The following is a 758-nucleotide window of genomic DNA, read 5'->3' as shown; positions in this document are numbered from 1 at the left end:
CACTCCACTCGCACAACACCCGCCCCAGAGCGGCCAACAACACGTCGTTGACCCGAGTCCGGAACACCCCCGGAACCTCACGCAACAGATCCCTCGTCACCCCCTCGGGCAACCGGACCGAGACGACGTCCTCGGTCGCGTTGGTGTTCTGGCCGTGATCGGCACCGGTGGCACCCGGTGATCGGACGGCCTCCCCTTCGGACAGGGACCGCCAGAACGGGAGTTCGTCGTCGAAGCCGCCTTCGGCGGTGTGTCGGGCCAACCGCTCCGCCCACACCGGAAAGGGCGTACTACGGGGCCCCAGGTCCACTTCCGATCCCTCGACCGACCGTCGGTAGGCCGTGCCCAGATCCTCCAACAGCACCCGCCAGGACACACCATCCACCACCAGGTGATGGGCGGTCAGCAACAACCGATCCACACCCTCTTCCCGGAAGAGGACCGCGCGCACCACCGGACCTTCCGACAGGGACAAGGAAGCCTGCTCGGTCTCGGTCCGCTCACGCACGACCCGTTCACGATCCCCGGGCTCCACACCCTCCAGGTCCACGACCACCAGATCGAACCGGGCCTCCTCCACCCCCAGGACCCGCGACCCGTCTTCATCCACACGCAACCGCAGCATGTCGTGCTGGACCGCCAGAGCACGCAGAGCCCGTTCCAGCGCCCCCACCTCGACCCGCTCGACCAGGTCCAACATCACCGCCATCGTGAAGTGGTCCGGATCCACCGGATGCGTGGCGAAGAACCACTCCGTG

General features: G+C 67.3%; 1 protein-coding gene. It reads right to left on the bottom strand.

Annotated features, from left to right (window positions below; all coding sequences use genetic code 11):
• Positions 1-758, bottom strand: a 758-nt coding sequence (locus BQ8420_RS13395; protein WP_235006163.1) for a condensation domain-containing protein, incomplete at both ends; no start/stop codon positions are given.

The organism is Nocardiopsis sp. JB363 (assembly GCF_900143625.1).
In the GTDB taxonomy this organism is placed as follows: domain Bacteria; phylum Actinomycetota; class Actinomycetes; order Streptosporangiales; family Streptosporangiaceae; genus Nocardiopsis.
This window is presented reverse-complemented; position numbering and strand designations above follow the sequence as displayed.